The 1,989-nt window shown below is 61.5% G+C and carries 3 protein-coding genes; all 3 read right to left on the bottom strand.

Features of this window, described 5'->3' with window-relative positions; all coding sequences use genetic code 11:
* The coding region (locus tag ACXJKH_RS19390) for a phage tail length tape measure family protein (protein ID WP_457321813.1) at nt 1-1,284 on the bottom strand (1,284 nt) is incomplete at its 3' end.
* Between the two features lie 60 nt (nt 1,285-1,344).
* The gene (locus ACXJKH_RS19385) at nt 1,345-1,665 is read right to left on the bottom strand and encodes a hypothetical protein (RefSeq protein WP_457321811.1); all 321 of its coding nucleotides are present in this window, start codon (nt 1,663-1,665) and stop codon (nt 1,345-1,347) included.
* Nucleotides 1,666-1,695: 30 nt separating this feature from the next.
* Nucleotides 1,696-1,989: DUF1799 domain-containing protein (locus ACXJKH_RS19380; RefSeq protein WP_457321810.1), on the bottom strand; the 294-nt coding region annotated here is incomplete at its 5' end.

Raw genomic sequence — 1,989 nt, 5'->3', positions numbered from 1 at the left:
GGCCTCAGCCGTCATCTGGGCGGCGATTTCCTTGATCTTCTTGGCATTGGTTTCGATTCGAATCCGATACGAATTGATGGTGTTGAAATTGCCCCCTGCTGACTTTGCCTGCTCCATTTCAAAGACAGCCTGGCGATTGTCCCGGAGCAGTGCCTGCATTTCGTCACCACGAGATGACAGCCCAACGGAGTTCTTGAGCGCGGCCCACATCTTGTTGGCCTTGATCGTCGTCTCGTCCATGCTCTTCGAGAGCCAATTCTGGCTCTCGCGGACGCGGTTCAGTGCCTCAACGGTTGCCTCGGAAGCCGCCTTGGTCGCTACGGTCGCAGCCGCCTGGTAGTTGCCCTGCTCCTGCAGCGCGCGCACTTGGTCATAGAGGGAAAGCGTCAGGAAGTTGCTGCTTTCATTGAGCTTAAGCACGGCGGCTACAGGCTCGTCAGCCAGGCGAGCATATGCGGAAACCGTCTGATCGAGTGACGCGCCGGTAAGCTGCTGCATTGCTGCCGCCGCGCGCGCCACCAATTCCATGTTGTCGCGCGTGATGCCGCCGGTATTGATGACCTGGAGCGTCGCCTCCCTGGCCGCGCCTGCGGTTATGTTCAGGCTGTTGGCGATGTTGGCCGAGGTGGACGCGAGTTGGCCCTCCGTGGCTCCTGCTTGGTAGCCGGTGAGAACAAGGGCCTTGGTGTATGCCTCAGCGTCCTTTTGAGCCGAGTACCACGCCAAAGCAAGCACACCGACCGCTGCCGCTGCCACCGAGTAGGGGTTGACCAGGGCCATGAGACTTGAGCCAAGGGCTCGAGCCGCCGGCACCACGCCCCCGAACATGTCCTTCAACTGTCCGCCCTGCTGGAGCAAGACGGTCAACGGCCGCTGCCCGCCCTGCAGGCTGACGGCGATATCCGTAATCTGCGCCGGCACACCGCGCATGGCGGCTGCGGTGGCCTTCGCGGAMATACCGTAGTTCACCAACTGGGCGTCGCCAGCCTTCATCGCCGCGACGCTGGCGTCCAGCTTGGCCTTGAGTTGATCCTGAACCTTACCGGTCGTCTGCTGCTCGATGCGCCAGCGAATGACCTCCTCTCGGCTCTTCCCGAGGGTGGCGATGTTCCGCTCCAGCGCCGTAACTTGGCGGCTGGTGGCGACAACCTGCCGCGCAGAGCCCTTCTCCACTTCGGTGGCAAGGGAGGCGACCGACTGCTTCGCCGCATTGACGCCGGGCTCGACTTTGCTGTTGTCGATTTCGATGTCGATCCTGGCGGTGCCGATGCTCTCTTGTGCCATTTGCATTTGCCTCGGGCATAAAAAAACCGCCCGAAGGCGGTTGATCTGTGAGTTGTTCGATTACTTGGGTAGCGACCCTATTACCACGTCGTTACCCAGCGATAGGTAGTCAACTTGCTTCGTCGCTTTTGAATAAGTGCACGTAGCTGATACATCAAGGAGTGCACCGAAGTTGTTMTGCAGGCGCAGCCCATCACCCCGCTTCCAGTTGATAAACACAATCTCCTTTCCGCTCGCGACGTCTCCCGGGCTTGGGATCACAGCCGCCGATGGGTTGGTCGCCTTCTCTTTGATCGCCGCCTTGCAGGCCTCAACGGCCTGGCGCTCGCTGCAGCCCGTCAGCGCCAATGCCGCCAGCGCCAGAACAATCCACTTAGCCATCGCCAAGCCTCCTTGTGTAGAGGCCCGATTCTAACCGCTGTGGATTTGCTCCAGCGCCGCCGACTCGATCACGGCAATTGCACCGAGGAGGTCGTCTCTGTCCGCCCCCGTGACACCGTCACGGTCCAGGTTGGCGTACAGGATGCCGTAGTCCAGCCCGATCGGGCCGCCGCCGCCGCACCGCCACTGGGTGGTGATTCGGCGGAAATGCTCGATGGCGGGCCAAAGCTCTGGCCACACTGCAACTTCTGGGGCTTGGTAGTGCTTCGATCTCAGCCCCAGAGCGGCCAACTGATCGGCGGTCGGGGCCCGCCAGTACAGCGC

The sequence above is a fragment of the Stenotrophomonas sp. P5_B8 genome (genome assembly GCF_054049855.1).
Note: the sequence above shows the minus strand (reverse complement) of the source record. Positions and strands in the feature narration are given on the sequence as shown.